This is a genomic window from Candidatus Koribacter versatilis Ellin345, assembly GCF_000014005.1.
Taxonomy (GTDB): domain Bacteria; phylum Acidobacteriota; class Terriglobia; order Terriglobales; family Acidobacteriaceae; genus Korobacter; species Korobacter versatilis_A.
On sequence record NC_008009.1, the window covers coordinates 708,019 to 726,916 of the forward strand.

An 18,898-nucleotide genomic window follows, 5' to 3' on the forward strand; every position below is an offset into this window, starting at 1 on the left:
TCGTTCCAACAGAATAGGGCAAGGCTGCGCGACCGCAAAGTGATTTGCTAGTGCGCACCCATTTCGCGGTAGTACTCCTGTAACACGTAGAAGGCTTGCTTGCGCTGGCCCTGGTCGGAGACGAGGCCTTTGCGGTTGCGCATGTCCTGCACGCCGGGCAGCAGGCGCACGGGCGAGTGGAAGTCCATGAGCACCCACGGCGAGAGTCCGGCGAGGGCGGGAATCTTGCGCAGCATGGTCAGCTGATGGCGGTAGAGGTTTGCCTGGTACTCCTCGGTCCAACGTTCGTTAGTTGCGCCGTGACGTCCATAGGGCGCGCCGCCGCCAAATTCGCTGAACAGCAGCGGCTTCTCCCACGAGGATTTCCATTCAGTAGTGTCGGCATCTTCGACCCGGCTTTCATACCAGCCGATGTACTCGTTGATCGCAAGCACGTCCACAACGGCGCCGAGCGGGTCGTCGATGAGGCGGGTTTTACCTTCGCGTCCGGTGCGATTGAGGGCGGCGGTCAGCAGGCGAGTGTTGTCGAGCGAGCGAACGTCGGAGGCCAGGGCTTTCAGGAACTCAAGACGGTCGGGATCAATGGGAGTTTCGTTGGCGATAGACCAGAGAATAATCGCTGCACGATTCTGGTCGCGGGCGATCTCTTCGTGAAGTTGCTGGCGGGCCTGCGCGAGGGAGTCGGGGTTTTTCCAGTCAATGTCCCAGTAAACGGGGATCTCGGACCAGACGAGGATGCCCATACGTTCGGCTTCGCGCACCATGCTCTCGTGGTGCGGGTAGTGGGCGAGTCGCACGTAATTGCAGCCGAGTTCTTTCGCCCAGCCGAGGAGCGTTTTGTCGTCTTCGGATGCGAAGGCGCGTCCGCCGCGGAAGGGCGCTTCTTCGTGGATCGAGATGCCGCGCAGGAAGATCGGCTTGCCATTGAGGTAGAGCTTAGTGCCGCGGGCTTCGATGGTGCGGAAGCCAATCTGGTCGGTCAGATGGTCTGTGCCGGATGAGATGCGAACTTCGTAGAGCTTGGGATTGTCGGGCGACCACGGCGTCAGTTGCGCGGGGAAGCGGAAGGCTGCGCGGCCGTGCTCATCTGCCTTGGCGCTCTGGCGGAGCTTGGCTTCGGGAATCTCGATCGTTACCTCGGATCCCCCGGCGGCGCTGTTGAGTTGCACCCAGCCGGCGATCTCGTTCGGCGAACCTTTCGCCAACTGGATGAAGTAATTCTCGATGAACGCACTCGGTACTTCTACGAGGGAGACTTCGCGGGTGAGGCCGCCGTAGTTCCACCAATCGGTATTGAGCGCGGGAATGGCGTCCTTGCTGCGACGATCATCCACTTCCACGACGAGCAAGTTTTCGCCGTCTTTTAGTTTGCCGGTGACTTCGAAATTGAATGGCGTGTAGCCGCCGCTGTGTTCGCCAAGCTTCTGCGCGTTGAGATAGACGGTCGCGTGATAATTCGCGGCGCCAAAGTAAACGAACTGACGCTTTCCCTGCGCTGGATGGTAGGAGAAGATTCGCCGATACCAGAGCGTGCCCTCGTACAGAAACAGCTCAGGGCGTTGAGAGTTCCAATCTCCGGGGACTTTCAAAGTCGGAGAGTGATCGAAGTTGTATTCGATGAGCTCAGAAGGATCGGTTTGGTGTCGATCTTCGTAGAAGCGATTGCGCTCGCCGACGTGGTAGGCGTCAATGATGGTGCTCCAGGTGCCGGAGAGATCGGTGATCTGGCGCGCGTGGATGTTGGCGATGAGAGGCGTTTGTGCAAATGCAGTTGCCGCGGCGGCGAAAAGAACTAGAACGATGAGCACGGAGCGGCGTTGAGTGCGGTGAGTGGTCGGCATCGTCTCCTCACGATTCGAACCAACCATCGTACAAGGAAGGAAAAAGAAAGCGGGAGCCGAAGCTCCCGCAAACTCAAGATGATGAGAGTTACTGTTTCGTGAGACTGAGCGGATGCTGAGTGTTGTCGTTCTGCAGCATGCAATTCGTGCCACCGGCATAGACGTAGCCGCCGCCGGAGATCATGCTAGGCGCAGTGGGGTCATTCGCGAAGCCGAGATAGATCATGTGGCCGGCGATGATATTGTCCGTCGTGTCGATCTTGAGGTAGACGATGTCACCCGCTGTAAACGACAGAGCCGAATCGAGCGTACCGGTGACCGTGCAGCCAGCGATGCCGGAGAAAACAACGCCGGTGCCGCTCGCCGTTAGTGGGTAACTGCCAGCGCGACCGCCCGTTGATGTCGCGGTGGACGCCTGCGTGAACTCGACCGAGACGAGGCCGGTGGTGACCGGTTCATTGCCTTGCCATGTCCCGGAGAAACTGGAGGCCATCACGCCGGTCATCGTGCCGCTATCGCCAGCATCAGTGCCGCCGACGACTGAAAATGTGCCATTCGGAAGTGACGTCGCTCCGCTGCTGGTGACATCGGTGAAGGTGAGAGTTATGGTCGAGCTTCCGATCACGCCAGTCATTGTTAGCGTACCGTTCGAAACCGAACCTGAAACCGTCATCGGCCCGGTGCTGTTGCCGATCGCGTAGCCATTTCCGCCGACGACGAACATGTCGCCGGACACCGAGGTTCCAGAACCGGTCAAGGAGCCGCCGATGTGCATCGGGCCATTCGTGCCGCTACCAACGAACGCCCAGTTGCCGGACGCGACGGTACCGTTGCCGCCTCCACCACCGCTGCCGCCACCATGATTCAGAGGACCTAATTGCTTACTGGAAGCGCAACCAAGTGTCCAAGCAAGGAGTGATACTGCCACCATCAGCCCCAGAACCTTCTTCATGAAATCCTCCGCAAATGTATCTGCCAGTGGTCCGAGTTCTCCGCCGATTGGGGGCACACGCTGCATGCCAGCCCACTCCCACCGTTTGAAAATGAAACAAGCCAAATCTTTGTCGGCGAGTATAGAAGGTTATTCAGCTTCTCACGAAAAAGAAAGTGTGAAGTGTGCCAGTACGAAAGCTGTTTCCGTTGTAGTAAACAAGACTAGTACTTGCGTAAGACGCCGATTACCCGTCCCTGGACCTGCACCGAACCGGCTGGGACGCGGATTGGCTGCATTTTGGCGTTGGAGGGCTGCAGCCTCACAGTCTCGCCTTCGCGGTAGATGCGTTTCAGGGTCGTGTCGGAGTTTTCCACGAGAGCCACCACGATTTCGCCATCTCGGGCGGTATTGATGCGCTCCACCAGGACGTAGTCGCCATCCACGATGTGCTCGTCCTGCATGGATTCACCGCTGACCTGGAGGACAAAAACCTCCTTGGAACCAGTGAAATCGCCGAGCGAGATGGTTTCAGGGTTCTCGATGGCTTCAATCGGCTGACCAGCGGCAATGCGGCCAAGAAACGGCAGCCCCGCGGTCGCTACGGCAGCAGCGGCGGCCATGGACTTCTTAAGCTGGCCCTTCGGGCGCAGGACTTCGATAGAACGGGCGCGGTTGTAGTCGCGCTTGAGCAGGCCCTTGGATTCGAGATTTCCAATATGCTTGTGAACCGTTGCGAGGGAGGAGAGCCCCATGCCTTCGGCAATCTCTTCGAAGGACGGTGAGTAGCCATGGGAATCGGTGAAACTGCACAGGAAATCGTACATCTCACGTTGCCGGCGGGTTAGCGCGACCATTCGACCTTCCTTCGCTATCGAGTCGTTGCTACGATGCCCGAAGTATTAGCGAAAGGAAGGCGAAAGTCAAGAGCTAACCTACTTGCTTTTCATGGTTATGCCGCGAGGAACCTCCGGAAGAGGGCAGCTCCCACCCAGCGCTTCGTCTTGGAGCTGCCATGCGGCCCAGACGGAACCGTAAACCCCGATGGCTGCGGCGGAAGGTCAGGAAGGGTCAGAGGATGACGAAAGAGGTACTTGGGACGAACACCGAGCGACAGGGACAGGTTTGTGGCGCACACCCCTGCCACGAGATAACGTACATGGCCGGGAGGCGTCTATCGCCCGTAGGAGTTGCACCATGAACCTTGAATCGAACGCCGCAAAGACGATCGCCGCGCTGGCCGTTTTGAATATCGGGCTCTTTTTCTCACATCATGTGCCCGTCAAGGCGATCTATACGCCGACGGTTCAGGCGAGTGTGGTCTCGCAGAGAGCCGAGATGTGCAAGGTGCGCACCGAGGCGAGGTTGGCCGCGATGGAAGCGCGTCTGCAAGCCCGCGCCGCAGCGCGCGAGATGGTCCGCGCCCGCCGCCAGGTGAAGCAGGCGACCGTAATGGCGCCCAACGCTACGCCCACGAAGTGCAACATGAGCGTAACGGATTATGTGCGTGGAATCGTCTCCTCCGGCATGCGCACGCTGGCCAGCGGAATCTAGTCCCGAAACCGAAGGCATCGCTTCGCGATTACCACGGTTCGGACGCAACCACTTTCTAGGTCGGAATTTAGGTGGATTTAGGAGATACTCTGCGGTATCACTAATTGCTGGCCTTCGCTCGTTCTGCTTACAATGAATGCCTAAGGTCCACCCTGTCAAAATGTCCGATATTTCCAAGCATTTGGAAAAGGCCGAAAAGTATCTCCAGAAGGGCAAGCACGAAGATGCCCTTGAGGAGTATTTGCAGGTATTGGACGAACAGCCGTCGAATCAAGGCGTTCGACAGACAGCCGCTGAACTCTGCGTCTCCCTTGGCCGCACTTCCGACGCGGCCACAATGTTCGGCCAGATCTTCGATTCCCAGTGTTCCATCGGCGATAACGCCCGCGCTGTCATCACTTACAAGAAATTAGTCCGGGTCGGGAAACCCTCCTTGCAGCAGATGCTGCAATTCGCCCACATCCAGGAGCGCACCAACCGCAAAGAGGCGCTGGAGGCGTACGTCAACCTGGGTAGTGAGTACCGGACCGCTGGAAAACTCAGCGATCTGCTGGAGGTTTACCGGAGAATCTCCTCGCTCGATCCTTCGATCGAGAACTATGCCCAGGAAGGCGATCTGGCAGCGGAACTGGACGATCCGAAGACAGCTGCGGTCTCCTTCGTCCAGGCCGGAATTCTCGTTGAAAAGTCCGGTGGCGATGCCTCTGAGTGGTATGAGAAGGCCTACCACTACGATCCGACGAACCCGGGGGCTGCCTTTGGTCATGGGCACGCGCTGTTGCTTCGCGGAGAAGCCGAAGAGGCAGTTACGATCCTCGAGCCGCTGGCGAACTATCCTTCGAGCCCGATTGAAGCCCGGGAGGCCTATGCCCGCGCACTGCTGCTTGCGGGACATCTCGAGAAAGCCGAACCCGTCGTCTGGAAGCTGTATGAGTTCGATTCGCGAAAGCTCGACGACATCCTGGAACTGATTGGCGACTACGTTGACCTGCAAAAGACCGACAACGCACTGCGCCTGACGAAAAAGCTGGAAGAGCAAATGTCGAAGACCGGCCGTCGCCGGGAGTTCGTGCAGATCATGCAGGAGATGCTCGAACAGAAATCGCCCTCCATCGAGTTCCTGTACTACATGGTGGAGCTTTACAACTCCAACAACCGCGAACACGACTACTGCCACACGCTGCTGCGCTTATTCGAATTGCATTACGCCGCTGGCGAGTTCCTGCGCGCCGGAGATTGTCTTGACCGCGCGGCGGAAGTGGACCCCTACGAGCCGGGTCATACGAACCGCATTGAAATGTTGCGCGGCAAGCTCGAAGACAACCGTTTCAACGCCATCGCGAACCGCTTCGGCAGTGTGATCAAGGTCGAGCAGCAGGGCGGACAATCGTCGAACAACAACAATATTTCGACCCATGCCGCCAGCGACAACGAAACGACGGTCCTCGAGGACCTGATCCTCCAGTCCGAAATTTTTATGCAGTACTCCATGCGCTCGAAAGCGGTCGAGCGGCTGGAACGTATTCACAAGCTGTTCCCGCATGAGGAAGAGCGCAACGAGAAGTTGCGGAGCCTCTACAACAATGCTGGGTTCTTCCCGCAATACTCGGACCATCCTTCTGCGCAGCAGATGGTTGTAGCGCCCGTGACGCGCGGGGTGGACCAGCAGCCTGCTCCTCCCATACCGAACGCGGTTGCCGCCGAGAACTCGGTGGACAACATCTCGCGAGTTACTGAAATCACGCGGAACATCTACCGCCAGGGAAACGTGAAGGCGGTGTTGTTCGCATCCGTAAACGATATTGGACGCCACTGGAATTCGAGCCGCTGCGTGGCGGGGTTGTGCTCGCCGGGCAAGCCGCCCTCGGCAGCGCTGGAATACTGCGCGCCGGGCATTCCGCAGTCGGACGTTGCGGCGATCGTGAAATTGATCGGAGTTCTCCATCCGCTGGCGGTAGCGATGGGCATGGTTTCCATCTCGAATGCCCGCTCCGCGCATGAACTTGCGCCGGTGCATGACGTCATCGAGACGCTCGGCATTGAGTCATTGCTGGCAGTCCCACTCTCCGAAGGCGACGAGCAGGCCGGCATCTTGATCTTGCAGCAATGCACCCCGCGGTTGTGGGGGCAGACGGACGTCGTAGTGCTGCGCACCATCGCCGACCAGATGGTTCTGGCGGTACACAACGCGAGACTCAGAAGCCTAGTCAAGAACCTTGCTGTGACGGAAGAGAAGTCAGGCTTGCTGAAGCGTTCGTCGTATCTCGACGTTCTGCTCTCGGAAGTGAAGCGCGCTTTGCAGGCCAACGCGCCGGTCACGCTGATGCTGGTGGAGATCGGCAAAGCCGCGGGGCTGATCCGTGACGTCGGCGAAGCCGCTGTAGATTCCGTGCTGCAGCAGGTAGGACAGGTGGTACAAGCACATTTGCGGCAGAATGACGTGCCTGTGCGCTACGACCTGACGCAGATCGCGATTGTTCTCTCGGATACGAACGACAAGAACGCGTTCTTTGTCGCCGATAAACTTCGCAAGGTGCTTGGGGGCACGAAAATCCCCGGTCGTGACCAGGCGCTGCCGATCTCGATTGGCATTGCCGAGGCTGTGATGAACCCGCATTATGATCCGGTGGACGTGGTCACCGAGGTGATCAATCGCCTGGAATCCGCGCTGGAAGCGGCGAAAGCCTCGGGCGGCAATAAGTCGCACTCGATCGCACCCGCATTCCTTACCGCCGCCGCGGGCGACTAACTCCCGCATCCGTTATCATCGAAGAGATGTCTTCCGTCACAATGAAACCTGCCGTCCACCCATTCCGGACCGACGACCCACGCCTGCAAACGATCCACGAAAAGGTCCTCGCAGGAAAAGAACTCGATCTCAACGACGTGACTGTGCTCTTCGCGTCGAAGGACATCCTCGCGATCGGCTGGCTTGCAAATTACATGCGCGAACAGATGCACGGGCATGCCACGCAGTATGGCGTCGATACGATGGCTTTTGCTAACGGAGCAGAATCCGGCGAGGCGGCGGAGTTCGTGGTGCTCGGAAGCGATGTAGATCGCGTGGGCGCGGCAGTTGCGAATCTGCGGAAGCATTCAGCGAGCGCTGTGGTATCGGCGATGACGGTTGAGCAGATCGCCGGAAACAGTGCAAAAGGAACGCTCCAAAAACTTCGTGATGCCGGTGTCAGCAGCTTGCTTGGTAGCGGCGCTGAATTGTTTTTGCCCGCCGTACGCAAGGTGATTTGGAACACCACGAACACCGCGGAGCAACGGGCGGAAGCTCGATCGTTAGCCGCGGAAGCAAGGATCCAGGTTCCTGCCTACGTGGTGCAGCGCACGGCGTCCCCCGAGCAGCAGGCTCGCGAGCTACTGAGCTTCCGCAACGTCCAAGCGAAAGCATTCTCCTCGATCTCATTTGATCCTGACGCGACGACAGACCTGAACCTGGTGATGACCACCGGCATGCAGGAGATGAAGCAGATAGCCATCGCCCGGCTTGCGCTCGGACACATCCCGCATGTCCGCGCCTATTTGCAAATGTTGGGCGGCAAGCTGGCGCAGATTGCTCTGCGCTTCGGCGCAAGTTCGCTGGATGGGACATTGCTCGATGCTTCCGAACCGCAGGCCGCGCGGGCGGCAGAACTCGCCCGCGAGATCACGGTCGCCGGACGCGAGCCGCATGAACTCTCAACCGTCCGGCGCTTGATCGTGACGGCTTAGGACGCCAGCGGATCTTCTCTCTGATCGTTCTGATTGCGTTTTTGGCGCTCTCCAGGGTCCTGATCGTTCAACTCACCTTCTGGATTTTTCTTGAAGCTGCCCTCCATGGAATGTTCTTCGTTTTCGCCCGGCTCGGGCAGGTCAGTGTCTTGGCCTTGTAGGGCCTTGCCCTTGTTGCGGTGCGGGTTTTGCCCTGAAAGCGAGGTATTGGTGGGTTGGTCGGGGCGGTCCTGCTCGACGGCGCCCTTCTTGGCATCGGGATCAGTGGACATGTTGTCTCCTAGGTACCAAAAGAGGACGCTGCTGCCCGAATTGTTGCCCGCACGTCAAAACTTCAGGACGTACCCTTCTGGGAGCTTGCATTCTGTACTGGCGGGGAGCAACGTATCCTCGGAGTCACAGCTCCAACTAGGCAGGGAGACCATCGTGAACACGCAAGTCCGATGGACGTGTGTCGCAGTTTTGCTGGCAGCAGGATCCTCCGCGCCCGCCGCGGACGTTGTGTTTCTTCCCGGACGCACGGTTGACGGAGCACTGAATCCCGAGGCCCGCATGCAGGCGGTTCATGCTGAAATGAAGCGCGAGTGCAGCGCCGCCCCGAACAGTGACCGTTGCCACCGTCTGAAACGGGAATTCCAGCAGGAAGCCAAGAACTGCCAGAAGCAGCGCCGTAAATAAACCGGAACGCCGTCACGTCGAGTTGATATCCTGAGGCCATGAGTTCCCCCGGGCCTCTGTACCGACCTTTTGACCGGCTCGTCCACATCGAGATCAGCGGCCGCGTTTTCGAGGTCCCGGAAAATAACACTCTCCTTCGCGCCCTCCAATACCTTTCCCCCGAAGATGTCGCCATGGGTCGCTTCTGCTGGAACGAAGACTGCCAGTACTGCCGCGTGAGCTATGACACCGGTGAGGGAACTGCCAAGCGCGCCGCCCTGGCGTGCAAAGTGGGCGTACAGGATGGAATGCGGCTTCAGGAACTGAGCCTGGAATTGCGGTATTGCCTGCGGGCACTCAAGCTGCCCAGCGTCACCGAATAAAGATTTCCGAACAATTCTGCTGAGCTGCCGTCTTTAAGTTAGATGGACAGCGGAGGCAACGTACTCGCGGTGCGGTTCTGGACGAAGACGTCGGATGAAACCGCTCTGGAAAGCTGCGTGCGCGAGCACGGACAGATGGTCTATCGCATCGCGTTTTCGGTCTTGCGCAATCCGCATGATGCCGAAGACGCGGCGCAGGAGACCTTTCTGCGAGCGCTCCGCTCCGGGAGGGTGGAAGACGTGAACGACTCGCGGGCATGGCTGGCCAAAATCGCATGGCGCATCGCGCTGGATCATCGGCGGCCGGAAGATTTGGAACTGTCCGCGATCGTGGAACCGGCTTCCGGTGCGGTGAATGCCGAGAGCAGTTTGCTGGCGGGAGAGCGCACGAAGATTCTCCACGAGCTCATCATTTCGCTGCCGCGTGATCTTCAGGACGTTGTAACGCTTTCGACGGTGCAGGAACTAAGCGGCACGGACGTCGCCGCGATCCTGGGAATTCCCGAGGCCTCGGTGAGAACACGTATGCACCGCGCACGCGAGCTAATGAAAGAGAAGTTGCAGTCCAGGTACGGAACCAAGTCCGCGAGAGGAGAAACAAGATGATCGAGACACGCGACAGATTCGATGGCTGGCTCGATACAGCACTCGCGGAGTACTCGAATGTCGAGCCGACGTTGGGATTCGAAAGCCGCATGCTTGCCGCCGTGCGTGGACGGAAGCAGCGTGCGGTATGGATGTGGAGCACTGGACTCGCAGCAGCAGCGGTGGTTGTGATCTCGTTTCTCACCGCCCTGAATCAACCGGTGCCGAGTGCACCGCCAGTAGTCAGCGCACGGATCTCCGTTCCCGCGATTGAGCGTGTAACTGCGCAGGCAGCAGCGGAACCAAAGCAACGTAAAACTCGGCCACAGGATGTTCAAACGTCAATCCGTGGAGTTCCCGTGGTCGCCTCGCCGTTCACGCCGCAAGAAGAGGCCGTTCTACGACTGGTGCGCAACAGCCGCGCAAAGCAGTTGGCGGGACTGGTCGCGCAGCCACGAGATTTAAGCAAAGAAGTGGATTTGCTGCAGTTCAAAGAGATGGAAATCCCGGTGCTCGGGAGAGAGGAAGAACAATGATTCGTCGTACCGCATTGATCGCCGCTGTGTTCCTGTTTGTCGTCGGAGGGTTCGCGCAGGAAGCGAAAACCGATCAGCACGCAAAGTACAAACTGGATTTTGTGCTGAAGCAAATGGACCGCGGCAAGCCGCTCAGCACGCATAACTTCACCATGTCTGCCGAGGCTAGCGGTGGCTCATCGCAGATACGCACGGGCAATCGCATTCCGGTTGATATCGGTGGCGATAAGGGGCTTCAGTATATGGACGTGGGCTTCAATTGCGACGCCCGTATCATCCAGTCCGGTTCGAGCAACGTGGGACTGGAAGTCGGTTGGGAGATCAGCACCATGCCCGGCACGAGCGGTTCCGAAAAGATGGTCCGCCAAGTGCGCTCCCGCTCCACACCCCTGGTAACGTTCGGCAAGCCCACGGTGGTGAGCAGCGTAGATGACATCAACTCCGGCCAGCAATTCGAGCTCGATGTAACGGTCACACCCGAGTCGTAGCGGCGGCCTTGCAGCAAAAACGCCTCCTGATTGGGAGGCGTCTGCATTTCTACCGAGTCCCGACTAAGACGGCTTCCTCTTGGTGGCCGGAGCCGCGCCGCCGCTGAGTCGTGCCAGACGGTCGCGTGCCTGCTGGGCCTCGATCGAACGCGGATAGCGATTGATCAGCGAGCGGAGTTCGCGCACACCCGCATCCTTTTGTCCGAGTTCCAGCAACGCAAAGCCTTTCTTTAGCTGCGCAGCCGGCGCTTTATTGCCGCTCGGGTACTGCTCGAGAACCTTGTCGTAGTCCTTCACCGCGTTGTCGAAGTTTCCTTGCCGATATTCGATGTCGGCGATGTAGAACTGTGCGTTCCCGGCGAGATCGTTATCAGCGTAGAACTTCATGAAGTCGCCAAACTCACCGCTGGCGAGGTCGTATTTGCCGGCGTTGTAGTCGCGAAGAGCGTTGTTGTAGAGGACGTCAGCCGGAGGCGCTTGATTCGCCACCGGTGCCCCGCCGCCGCCACCTCCATTGCCTCCGCCGTTATTGGGCATATTGCCGGCGTTGGCATTCAGGTTCTGGCTCTGTTGCGACATGTCGTCGAGCTTCTTCGACAACGCCGCGACGCGCGCCTTGAGCTCGTCCACCGAATCATGCAGCGACTGGATCTGCCCGCTCAACTGGTCGGCCTTGTTGCCGCCGTCCTGCTGCTGTTGCTGCAGGGTGCGCGTGAGCGTGTCCATCTGCTGCGTCATCTTGTTCATGTTGTCGGTGCTTTGTTCAATGAGGTTGCGGATCACGCCCATCCGCTCATTGAACGTAGTCGACATCGCCGTCATCTGGTCCTGCAACTGCTGGACCTGCGTTTGCAGCTGGATGATTTCTTTGCTGACGCCAAACGAGGGCGCCGGCAGGAACGTGACGGCGACAAGCGCCGATCCGAGAACTACGTGTCGAATTCGCATGGCAATGCCTATGTTAGATGCCGAAGTGCTGCTTCGGAGTAACTAGCTATGTTACGTCAGTTCGACGGCCCAGAAAGTAAAACGCGACGGGCAATCCGTTCCCTATGAGGCCGGACCGCTCGCCGCGTGAAAACTACTTCGAGATCACGAAATGTGCGCGGCGGTTCTGCTGCCAGCACTGTTCGTTGCTCTCGGTACAGAAGGGCTTTTCCTTGCCGTAGCTGATGGTGCGAACGCTCGACGCAGGAATGCCCGCCTGAACAATGGCGTTCTTTGCGGCCGAGGCACGGTTGTCGCCGAGTGCGAGGTTGTACTCGGTCGAACCACGCTCGTCGCAATGGCCCTCGATGGTGAAGTGAATGTTCGGATGCTGCTTGAAGAAGTTGGCATTCGCCTGCAACACCGCCTGGTCAGCCGCGCGTACCGTGTAGGCATCGTAATCGTAGTAAATGTCCTTCACGTACTTCGCAAACGCCTGCTGATCGCTGAGGCTGATTTCATCGGGTTGCGATGCGCCGCCCCCTGATACCGTCACCCGCGCAGTTGCATCCTGCGTGCCACCCGAGCCCTTAGCTACGAGATGATACGTAGTGGACTCAACTGGCGTGACCTGCTTCGAACCATTCGGATCGACCGAGCCAAGGACATCAATGGTGACGTCAGTGGCGTTGGTGGTCTGCCAGGTCAAAGTAGTCGGCTGGCCGGCGTTGACCGTATTCGGGTTCGCCGTAATGGTGGCGGTTGGCGCCGGAGCTGGCGGCGGTGGCGGGGCCGCGGGCGGTGGAGTCGGCTTCTTGTTTGAGCAGGCAGATCCCACAATCATCATCGCGAGCACGACGACCATCATGGCCCACTTCATGCAGTTGCGATTCACTTACTCCTCCAATTCCGAAGGTCGTTGGCCTTCGTTACGCGGGCCATGCCCGCAACCTGGGTAGTGCATCCAGAGTACCCCAGCGGAGAGCGCTGCCGGGGTATTTCTGCCGAAAAGTCATTTTCGTGCCGCTATTTCGAACTCCAGTTCGGCATGCTGTTCGCACCCGAATTGGTGAGCTGTGTCTGCTGACTCCCGTCGGCAAGCATGCTCCAAATTTCCTCGCGTCCCGACCTACTCGATTGGAACACGACGTGTCGCCCATCCGGCGCCCACGAGGGAAAGTCGTTCCGGCCGCCGTCGTGCGTGAGCTGTACCCACTGATGGCTGGCGACGTCCATGATGTAGATGTCCTGCGCACCCGGCGCGCCCGGGCCATAGTGGCGCGTCCACGCGAAAACCAGGAACTGGCCGTTCGGTGACCACGAGGGTGAAATGGCATAACCCTGGTCGGTCATCTTGATTACGTTCGAGCCGTCCACATCCATGGTGTAAATCTGCGGAAGCCCGGTGCGTCCACTGACGAAGGCAATCTGCGCGTTCGTCTTGGGGTTCCACGTTGGTGACGTGTCGGGGCCTTTCACGTTGGTCAGGCGCTTCAAGTTTGCGCCGCTGATGTCCGAGGTGTAGATCTCGGGGTCGCCACTCCGTGAAGAAGAGAACGCCAGCCTGTTGCCGTCGCCGGAGAAAGCAGGCGCGGAGTTCGTGCCGCCCAGCCGGGCAAAGTTTACAGAACGTCCCAGTTCCGTGGAGTAGATGCCGATCTCCCAGCCGTTGGTCATCCACGAATACGCTACACGCGCGCCATCCGGTGAAGCCCGCGGCGACAGAACGATGGAGCCAAGGTGTGTAATCGGCTTCTGGTTTGAGCCGTCGTAATCCATGGCCCAAATTTCTTTGTGCCCCGTCCGGGTGCTGATGAAGTAGATCTTCGATTCCGCGATGCCCTGGATACCGCCGCCAAGCCGGAAGATGATTTCATCGGCAAACTTGTGCGCGATCAGACGCGTGTTCTCGACGGTTGCGCCGTTCTTATACTGCTTACCCAGCACCTGCGGCGTCTGCGGGTTCTTCACGTCGTAGAGCCAGCCCTGCACCGTGACTTCGTTGTTCGCCACGTTGATGTTGCCGAAGGCCAGCATGCTCGCGTTCGGTGGCGGCGCCCCCCACGTGTTCAATTCCACCTCTGATGGCTGTCCAGGCGCCTGCGTAGGGTTGAAGCTCTTGGAGACGAGGTCGAACAGTCCCGCCTGGTAAAGGTCGTTCCACAGCGTTTGGTCGAACGCAGCAGACAGCGACTCGCTGCCCTGTCCGGCCTTGAAGTCGGGAACCGCAAGCCGCACCTTCTCGACGCCGAGGTTAGTGCCGGTCTTGATCCAATCGGTCTGCGCCGTGAGCGGCAGGCTGGCGATCAAAAGTAGTGCTGGAAGAAAGAGCTTTCTGAGCATTCCGAAACCCATGCCGTCCTTTAACGAGTCTGAACCCACGCGGCGCAGAGCTATAGAAGCGTACAGCGAAACGCGAATTCATGTGACTGAGGGGCGCAATCGAAGCTACGAATTGCGCACGATTCTATCGCTCAAAATAGAACTCTACGGAAACTTTGTTGCCCGAGTAACCGCCGGGCAACGGCCCAAAGGTATCAATGCGCTGCAAAGCGCGCGTCGCCGAGATATCCAGCGACGGGATTCCACTCGACTGCTCTACCCGTATGTTCGACGGGCTGCCATCACGGTTGATGTCGAATGTGATGTAGGTCCGCTTGCCCGGAGGTGTATGCGGATCGATTTCATAACGTAGCCAGTTCTCGGTGATTTTCCGCCGCACTGCGTCCACGTAATAGGCGTAATGATTGCCGAAATCCCCACCCTGCCCAACCGAAATCCCGCCCTTAGTGGTGCCCATCGCGAAATTCGTACCGGCGTTGCTGTACATCGCACTGGCCGGACCGCCTTCACCGTAGGGGATCTCGTTGTTCTTCGCTTCTTCCACCGGTTTAGGCTTCTTCACGTCGCGCGGTGCAGGAGGCGCTTTCTGCGGCTTTGTTTTCGCTTGCTTGTCCGGGATCGCAATCGCCTCCGGCGGCGGCGTTTCTTTCACCGCTGGCGTAGTTTGCGTCAGTCCTTTCGAGTCGTTCGCCAGCACATTCTGGGTTTCTTCCACGGGACGCGGCAATGGAATCGCACTGACCAGCGTTGCGCTCATCGCGCCGCCACCGCCCGAGGTGTCGCCACCCCAGTTCTCGCCGGGATGATGGAAATTCGCCCATCCCGTGAACACGATCACCGCCGTCAAACCGACGTGCATCACCGTGGACGCCACCAGCGACGGCGCCCAGCGTTCATGCTCTTCGAAAATTTCAGCGCGTACTGCCATTCTTCTCGCTTAATGGCTGCGTAACGATACTGACGTTGCTCACGCCTGACTGCTTCACCGCGTCCATCACGGTCGCAAAAGCACCGAAAGGAACGCTCTCGTCGGCGCGCAGGAAAATCGCTTGCCCGCGCGGATCGCGAATCTTCTCGCGGATCTTCTGCGGAATGTCGTGAATGTTGACCGGCTCGTTGCCGAAGTACACCCGCTGTTGCTTATCGATCGAAATGACCAGCCGTTCTTCCGTGATCTCTTTGACCGTCTTCGTCTTCGGCACCGCAACATCAATGCCTGACTGCAGCACTGGCGCGGTGACCATGAACATGATGAGCAGCACGAGCACCACGTCCACGAACGGCGTGACATTGATATCCGACAGCGAACTCTGCGTGCGGCCTTGTGAGTTAGTGAAAGCCATCTAGCGCTCCACCACCTCGACACCGCGTTGCGGCGCCGGCGCGTTCGAGCCGCGCTCCACCGTGTTGAGCAGTTCGAGACTGAAGTCGTCCATGCGCGCGCCAAACTCGCGGATGTTGTTCATGTACATGTTGTAGAAGATTACGGCCGGAACTGCTGCAAACAAGCCCGCGGCAGTCGTAATCAACGCTTCCGAAATACCCGGTGCGACGGCGCGCAACGTTGCAGCGCCCGCGTCACCCAGACCGTGGAAGGCATCAATGATGCCCCACACCGTACCGAACAGCCCGATGAACGGCGTGACCGCGCCCGTCGTTGCAAGCCAAGGCAAGCGGCGTTCCAGGCGGGTGAGTTCTTCGCTGGCAGCGATCTGCGTCGATCGCTGGATCGATGTGACGTTCAGGCGCGGCCCCTGGCGGCGCAACTCTTCGTAAGCGCCTTCAAAGACAGACACCAGCGGGCTCGGCTTGAATTGCTCGGCCACGGCAGCGACGTCCTGCATGCGCTGCGCTTTGCGGAACGCACGCACGAAACGGCCACTCTGGACTTTGGCGCGGCGGAACAGCGACCACTTCGCCACGACAATGGACCACGAGAACAAGCTGAACAACATGAGGATAAGGAGGACCGCGCGGGCGACCAGTCCAGTATTGCTAAAGAGACTGGTGAGCTCGCCGGATTGGGCAAAAGCGAGTAGGTGAATTGCCATCTTTTATCAGTCAGGCCGCCGGTTGGGGCGCCTGGCGCGTCGCGGAGCGGGCGCTGGGCCCGAGGGTGAACAAATGCAGAAGCGATTGAACGCCCTGCCAGAGCTACCGATCATTATATGCACTTGGACGCGCATTCCTCGGCTTCAGCGCAGGATTCGCAGTGATTTGTTGTGGACGTTTCTGGTTCACTCCCGTCGAACGCCGTTGTTGCGCTTGGTGGGGCAGTCTCGTGCTATCCTGCGCGAGAAACAAGGGTATTCGCGTGCTCCTGGAACTGCGGGTCGAAAACTACGCCGTCATTGACAACGTGGTGGTGGAGTTTGCCCCGGGCCTGAACCTGCTCACCGGCGAAACCGGCGCCGGCAAGTCCATCCTGATAGATGCACTAACTCTGCTTCTCGGCGACAAGGCATCGGCGGATGTCATTCGCCACGGCACCGACAAAGCCGTCGTTGCCGCCGTTTTCGAGGCAGAGCCCGGCGGAATCGCCCCGGTCCTTGAAGAGAACGGCCTCGACGCCGAAGGCGACCAGATCATCCTCCGCCGCGAAATCACCGCCAACGGCCGCGGCCGCGTGTTCATCAACAATCAGCCTGCAACCGTCAGCGTCCTGAAGCAACTCGCGCCGCACCTGGCCGTGATCCACGCCCAGAATGCGGCAGTCCTCGGCTTCGATCCTGCCTCACGCCTCGCGCTTCTCGATTCCTATGCCGGCGCGGACCTACACCCGACGACCGAAGCCCACGCGAAGTGGCGCGAAATCACCGCACGCATCGCCGACCTCGAGCGCGACGAACAGGACCGCCTGCGCCTCCTCGACCTCTGGAAGTTCCAGCGCGAAGAAATCGACCAGGCTGATTTGAAGCCAGGCGAAGACGAGGCGCTCGAAGCTGAAAAGCGCGTTCTCGCCAACTCCGAACGTGTCTTCAGCGCCGCCATGGGCGCCTTCGACCATCTCTACGAGGCGGAAGGCTCTGCCTCCGAACAACTCAAAGCTGCGGCCAAGCAACTGGAAGACCTCGCGCGCTTGGACGAGAAATTTCGTGAGCAGGCCGCCGCCGTCGAATCCGCCCGGATCACCATCGAAGACATCGGCGTCTCCCTCCGCGATTATGCCGAAGGCATTCAAGCTTCCCCGGAACGGCTCGCGGAAATAGAAGACCGACTCGCGCTGCTCGACCGCCTCAAGCGCAAATACGGCAAAGCTCTCGACGAAGTCATCGCCTACGGTGCCGACCTCGCGCGCAAGCTCAACGAGATGGAGAACAAAGACGAGGTCCTTCGCGTCCTGAAGAAAGATCTCGCGAAAGCCGCGGAAGCCTATCTCGACGCCGCGCGCACTCTCTCGCGCAAACGCTACGACGCCGCCAAGAAGCTCGAGAAGATGGTCGAAACCGAGGTCAACGACCTCGCCATGAAAGCCCGCTTCAAGATCGAAATCGGTGGCACCGACGAAGAATCGAACTGGACCGCCAGCGGCTTCGACCAGGTGGCCTACATGATCTCCGCCAACCCCGGCGAACCGCTCGGCCCCGTCGAGCAGATCGCCAGCGGTGGCGAACTCTCACGCGTCATGCTCGCGCTCAAAGCCAGCGTCGAGGCCGGCAAATCACGCAGCAAGAAAGACCCCGCCCACCAGCGCACCCTGGTCTTCGATGAAATCGATACCGGCATCGGTGGCCGCGCCGCCGAAGCCGTCGGCAAGAAACTCAAAGCCCTCTCCAAAACCAAGCAGGTCCTCTGTATCACCCACCTCCCGCAAATCGCCTCCTTCGCCGACCACCACTACCTGATCGAGAAGAAAGAAGCCTCGGGCCGCACCAAAACCACCGTCCGCCCCCTCGACCTCGAAGACCGCACCGAAGAAATCGCCCGCATGCTAAGCGGCGCCAAACTTACCGAAACCTCGCTAAAACACGCCGAACAGATGTTGAAGGCGAACGGCTGATATAAACGGAAAACATCCCATTTCCGCCGCTTTTTCGATTTAAAAATTATTCATAAATCGAAATACTAGTGTTTATGCTAGTATTTCGTTATGAAACTTGGGGATCGCCAAGCGCATTACGAGACCCGCGGATTCGCGGAAAAGGACGCAGCCACGGTCGCCACGGTTCTGGCCGATTGGCTGGAGGACTAGCCATGGATTGGGCAAAGTTCGTGACGGAGAAATCCCGCGAAGCCGCTGTCCTCGAACTCGATCAGGTCGCTGCGGAAGTCGGCGTCGATGTCGATGTGGCGCGACAAGGCTTGCTGCGCCAGGAGCAGCGCGGCTTGGTTGAGCACCTCGGAAAAGGTATTTTCTTGATCCGAACTTCGCGCGACACTTCGGGAAGAGAACTCATCAACCAGTTTCGGCCCGATGCCTACCTGTCTCTCGAAAGCGTGCTACGAGAATCCGGTGTCTCCACCCAGTCGCCGAAATATCTGACGTGCATCACTACTGGCAGACGTGGCGAATTTCGTTCCAAGTCCTTCGCAGTCGTCTACAAACATATCTCCCCGAAACTCTTCTGGGGTTTCCACGAAAAGCGCACCCTCTACGGCTCATACAAAGTCGCCAATCCCGAGAAAGCCATCCTCGACTGGATCTACCTCGCACGCCAAAACGGCCAGCCCGCCGACACCGACGAATTCGAAATCTCCCAGATTGATCGCGGCAAGCTGCTCGACTACTCTCTGAAATATCCCAAGCCCGTCCAGCAGCAGATCAAGGACTTGCTCGCCGACTTCGCTGCCGGCCGTTCCGGTTCCCCCACCTAAGTCCCTTTTACTCCGCTATTTCCCCGCTCACCGCCCGATGTCTCCCATTCAGCCCTCATGCCTAAACCCTAGTTCCCAGCCGCCGTATAATTGAACTATCCCGCAGTGGGGAAAG

20 protein-coding genes are annotated in these 18,898 nt (G+C 59.0%); 10 read left to right on the top strand and 10 right to left on the bottom strand.

The window, feature by feature from the left end; translation table 11 throughout:
• Positions 1-47: 47 nt before the first annotated feature.
• The 3 genes from ACID345_RS02955 to lexA all read right to left on the bottom strand — a co-directional run bounded on the left by ACID345_RS02955 (position 48) and on the right by lexA (position 3,629).
• Positions 48-1,841, bottom strand: a complete 1,794-nt coding sequence (locus ACID345_RS02955) for a glycoside hydrolase family 2 protein (protein ID WP_011521386.1) — start codon at positions 1,839-1,841, stop codon at positions 48-50.
• Positions 1,842-1,929: 88 nt separating this feature from the next.
• Complete coding sequence (locus ACID345_RS02960) at positions 1,930-2,793, bottom strand: hypothetical protein (RefSeq protein ID WP_148209997.1); 864 nt, start codon at positions 2,791-2,793, stop codon at positions 1,930-1,932.
• 203 nt (positions 2,794-2,996) lie between these two features.
• Positions 2,997-3,629: a transcriptional repressor LexA gene (lexA, locus tag ACID345_RS02965; RefSeq protein ID WP_011521388.1), complete on the bottom strand. Its 633-nt coding sequence runs from the start codon at positions 3,627-3,629 to the stop codon at positions 2,997-2,999.
• Between the two features lie 340 nt (positions 3,630-3,969).
• On the opposite strand from lexA, the gene ACID345_RS02970 reads away from it, so the two are divergent.
• The 3 genes from ACID345_RS02970 to ACID345_RS02980 all read left to right on the top strand — a co-directional run bounded on the left by ACID345_RS02970 (position 3,970) and on the right by ACID345_RS02980 (position 8,049).
• Entirely contained in the window at positions 3,970-4,326 is a 357-nt protein-coding gene (locus ACID345_RS02970; protein ID WP_011521389.1) for a hypothetical protein, read from the top strand.
• Positions 4,327-4,486: 160 nt separating this feature from the next.
• Complete coding sequence (locus ACID345_RS02975) at positions 4,487-7,075, top strand: tetratricopeptide repeat-containing diguanylate cyclase (RefSeq protein WP_041855387.1); 2,589 nt, start codon at positions 4,487-4,489, stop codon at positions 7,073-7,075.
• A 41-nt stretch (positions 7,076-7,116) separates the two neighbouring features.
• A complete protein-coding gene (locus ACID345_RS02980; RefSeq protein WP_041855388.1) occupies positions 7,117-8,049 on the top strand; it encodes a hypothetical protein in 933 nt (310 codons plus the stop codon).
• Here the strand turns inward: ACID345_RS02980 and ACID345_RS02985 are convergent.
• On the bottom strand, positions 8,046-8,321 hold the full coding sequence (locus ACID345_RS02985) for a hypothetical protein (protein ID WP_011521392.1): 276 nt from the start codon (positions 8,319-8,321) through the stop codon (positions 8,046-8,048). The genes ACID345_RS02980 and ACID345_RS02985 overlap by 4 nt on opposite strands.
• Positions 8,322-8,475: 154 nt before the next feature.
• Here ACID345_RS02985 and ACID345_RS02990 point away from each other — a divergent pair, with 154 nt between their 5' ends.
• Genes ACID345_RS02990 through ACID345_RS03010 form a run of 5 tightly spaced genes read left to right on the top strand, consistent with a single transcriptional unit; the run spans position 8,476 to position 10,698 of the window.
• Positions 8,476-8,727, top strand: coding sequence for a hypothetical protein (locus ACID345_RS02990; protein ID WP_041855389.1), 252 nt, complete (start codon positions 8,476-8,478; stop codon positions 8,725-8,727).
• A 38-nt stretch (positions 8,728-8,765) separates the two neighbouring features.
• Positions 8,766-9,089, top strand: a complete 324-nt coding sequence (locus tag ACID345_RS02995; RefSeq protein WP_011521393.1) for a 2Fe-2S iron-sulfur cluster-binding protein — start codon at positions 8,766-8,768, stop codon at positions 9,087-9,089.
• A 42-nt stretch (positions 9,090-9,131) separates the two neighbouring features.
• Complete coding sequence (locus ACID345_RS03000; RefSeq protein ID WP_011521394.1) at positions 9,132-9,695, top strand: RNA polymerase sigma factor; 564 nt, start codon at positions 9,132-9,134, stop codon at positions 9,693-9,695.
• Positions 9,692-10,210: a hypothetical protein gene (locus tag ACID345_RS03005; RefSeq protein WP_011521395.1), complete on the top strand. Its 519-nt coding sequence runs from the start codon at positions 9,692-9,694 to the stop codon at positions 10,208-10,210. Before ACID345_RS03000 ends, ACID345_RS03005 begins: the two co-directional genes overlap by 4 nt.
• Positions 10,207-10,698 (top strand): hypothetical protein, encoded by a 492-nt coding sequence (locus tag ACID345_RS03010; protein ID WP_011521396.1) that lies wholly within the window; start codon positions 10,207-10,209, stop codon positions 10,696-10,698. The genes ACID345_RS03005 and ACID345_RS03010 overlap by 4 nt, the downstream gene beginning before the upstream one ends.
• Positions 10,699-10,761: 63 nt before the next feature.
• Here ACID345_RS03010 and ACID345_RS03015 read toward each other — a convergent pair whose 3' ends face one another.
• The 6 genes from ACID345_RS03015 to ACID345_RS03040 form a co-directional block, all read right to left on the bottom strand.
• Positions 10,762-11,646, bottom strand: a complete 885-nt coding sequence (locus ACID345_RS03015; protein WP_011521397.1) for a tetratricopeptide repeat protein — start codon at positions 11,644-11,646, stop codon at positions 10,762-10,764.
• Between the two features lie 133 nt (positions 11,647-11,779).
• Positions 11,780-12,520 (bottom strand): peptidoglycan-associated lipoprotein Pal, encoded by a 741-nt coding sequence (gene pal / locus ACID345_RS03020; RefSeq protein ID WP_228370727.1) that lies wholly within the window; start codon positions 12,518-12,520, stop codon positions 11,780-11,782.
• Positions 12,521-12,651: 131 nt separating this feature from the next.
• On the bottom strand, positions 12,652-13,980 hold the full coding sequence (gene tolB / locus ACID345_RS03025; RefSeq protein ID WP_148209998.1) for a Tol-Pal system beta propeller repeat protein TolB: 1,329 nt from the start codon (positions 13,978-13,980) through the stop codon (positions 12,652-12,654).
• Between the two features lie 112 nt (positions 13,981-14,092).
• The gene (locus tag ACID345_RS03030; protein WP_011521400.1) at positions 14,093-14,896 is read right to left on the bottom strand and encodes a cell envelope integrity protein TolA; all 804 of its coding nucleotides are present in this window, start codon (positions 14,894-14,896) and stop codon (positions 14,093-14,095) included.
• Positions 14,880-15,311, bottom strand: coding sequence for an ExbD/TolR family protein (locus ACID345_RS03035; RefSeq protein ID WP_011521401.1), 432 nt, complete (start codon positions 15,309-15,311; stop codon positions 14,880-14,882). The genes ACID345_RS03030 and ACID345_RS03035 overlap by 17 nt, the downstream gene beginning before the upstream one ends.
• Positions 15,312-16,019 (bottom strand): MotA/TolQ/ExbB proton channel family protein, encoded by a 708-nt coding sequence (locus ACID345_RS03040; RefSeq protein ID WP_011521402.1) that lies wholly within the window; start codon positions 16,017-16,019, stop codon positions 15,312-15,314.
• 263 nt (positions 16,020-16,282) lie between these two features.
• On the opposite strand from ACID345_RS03040, the gene recN reads away from it, so the two are divergent.
• Together recN and ACID345_RS03050 are read left to right on the top strand one after the other, a co-directional pair.
• Positions 16,283-17,968 carry a DNA repair protein RecN gene (gene recN, locus ACID345_RS03045; protein ID WP_041855390.1) on the top strand — a complete coding sequence of 562 codons (1,686 nt, stop codon included), beginning with the start codon at positions 16,283-16,285 and terminating at the stop codon, positions 17,966-17,968.
• 194 nt (positions 17,969-18,162) lie between these two features.
• Positions 18,163-18,783, top strand: coding sequence for a type IV toxin-antitoxin system AbiEi family antitoxin domain-containing protein (locus tag ACID345_RS03050; RefSeq protein ID WP_011521404.1), 621 nt, complete (start codon positions 18,163-18,165; stop codon positions 18,781-18,783).
• The last annotated feature ends 115 nt before the right edge of the window (positions 18,784-18,898 follow it).

Excerpts from the sequence above, each read along its gene's own strand:
- ACID345_RS02955 (WP_011521386.1), bottom strand. The coding sequence starts at position 1,841 with ATGCCGACCACTCACCGCACTCAACGCCGCTCCGTGCTCATCGTTCTA.
- ACID345_RS02960 (WP_148209997.1), bottom strand. The coding sequence starts at position 2,793 with ATGAAGAAGGTTCTGGGGCTGATGGTGGCAGTATCACTCCTTGCTTGG.
- lexA (WP_011521388.1), bottom strand. The coding sequence starts at position 3,629 with ATGGTCGCGCTAACCCGCCGGCAACGTGAGATGTACGATTTCCTGTGC.
- ACID345_RS02970 (WP_011521389.1), top strand. The coding sequence starts at position 3,970 with ATGAACCTTGAATCGAACGCCGCAAAGACGATCGCCGCGCTGGCCGTT.
- ACID345_RS02975 (WP_041855387.1), top strand. The coding sequence starts at position 4,487 with ATGTCCGATATTTCCAAGCATTTGGAAAAGGCCGAAAAGTATCTCCAG.
- ACID345_RS02980 (WP_041855388.1), top strand. The coding sequence starts at position 7,117 with ATGAAACCTGCCGTCCACCCATTCCGGACCGACGACCCACGCCTGCAA.
- ACID345_RS02985 (WP_011521392.1), bottom strand. The coding sequence starts at position 8,321 with ATGTCCACTGATCCCGATGCCAAGAAGGGCGCCGTCGAGCAGGACCGC.
- ACID345_RS02995 (WP_011521393.1), top strand. The coding sequence starts at position 8,766 with ATGAGTTCCCCCGGGCCTCTGTACCGACCTTTTGACCGGCTCGTCCAC.
- ACID345_RS03000 (WP_011521394.1), top strand. The coding sequence starts at position 9,132 with ATGGACAGCGGAGGCAACGTACTCGCGGTGCGGTTCTGGACGAAGACG.
- ACID345_RS03005 (WP_011521395.1), top strand. The coding sequence starts at position 9,692 with ATGATCGAGACACGCGACAGATTCGATGGCTGGCTCGATACAGCACTC.
- ACID345_RS03010 (WP_011521396.1), top strand. The coding sequence starts at position 10,207 with ATGATTCGTCGTACCGCATTGATCGCCGCTGTGTTCCTGTTTGTCGTC.
- ACID345_RS03015 (WP_011521397.1), bottom strand. The coding sequence starts at position 11,646 with ATGCGAATTCGACACGTAGTTCTCGGATCGGCGCTTGTCGCCGTCACG.
- tolB (WP_148209998.1), bottom strand. The coding sequence starts at position 13,980 with ATGGGTTTCGGAATGCTCAGAAAGCTCTTTCTTCCAGCACTACTTTTG.
- ACID345_RS03030 (WP_011521400.1), bottom strand. The coding sequence starts at position 14,896 with ATGGCAGTACGCGCTGAAATTTTCGAAGAGCATGAACGCTGGGCGCCG.
- ACID345_RS03035 (WP_011521401.1), bottom strand. The coding sequence starts at position 15,311 with ATGGCTTTCACTAACTCACAAGGCCGCACGCAGAGTTCGCTGTCGGAT.
- ACID345_RS03040 (WP_011521402.1), bottom strand. The coding sequence starts at position 16,019 with ATGGCAATTCACCTACTCGCTTTTGCCCAATCCGGCGAGCTCACCAGT.
- ACID345_RS03050 (WP_011521404.1), top strand. The coding sequence starts at position 18,163 with ATGGATTGGGCAAAGTTCGTGACGGAGAAATCCCGCGAAGCCGCTGTC.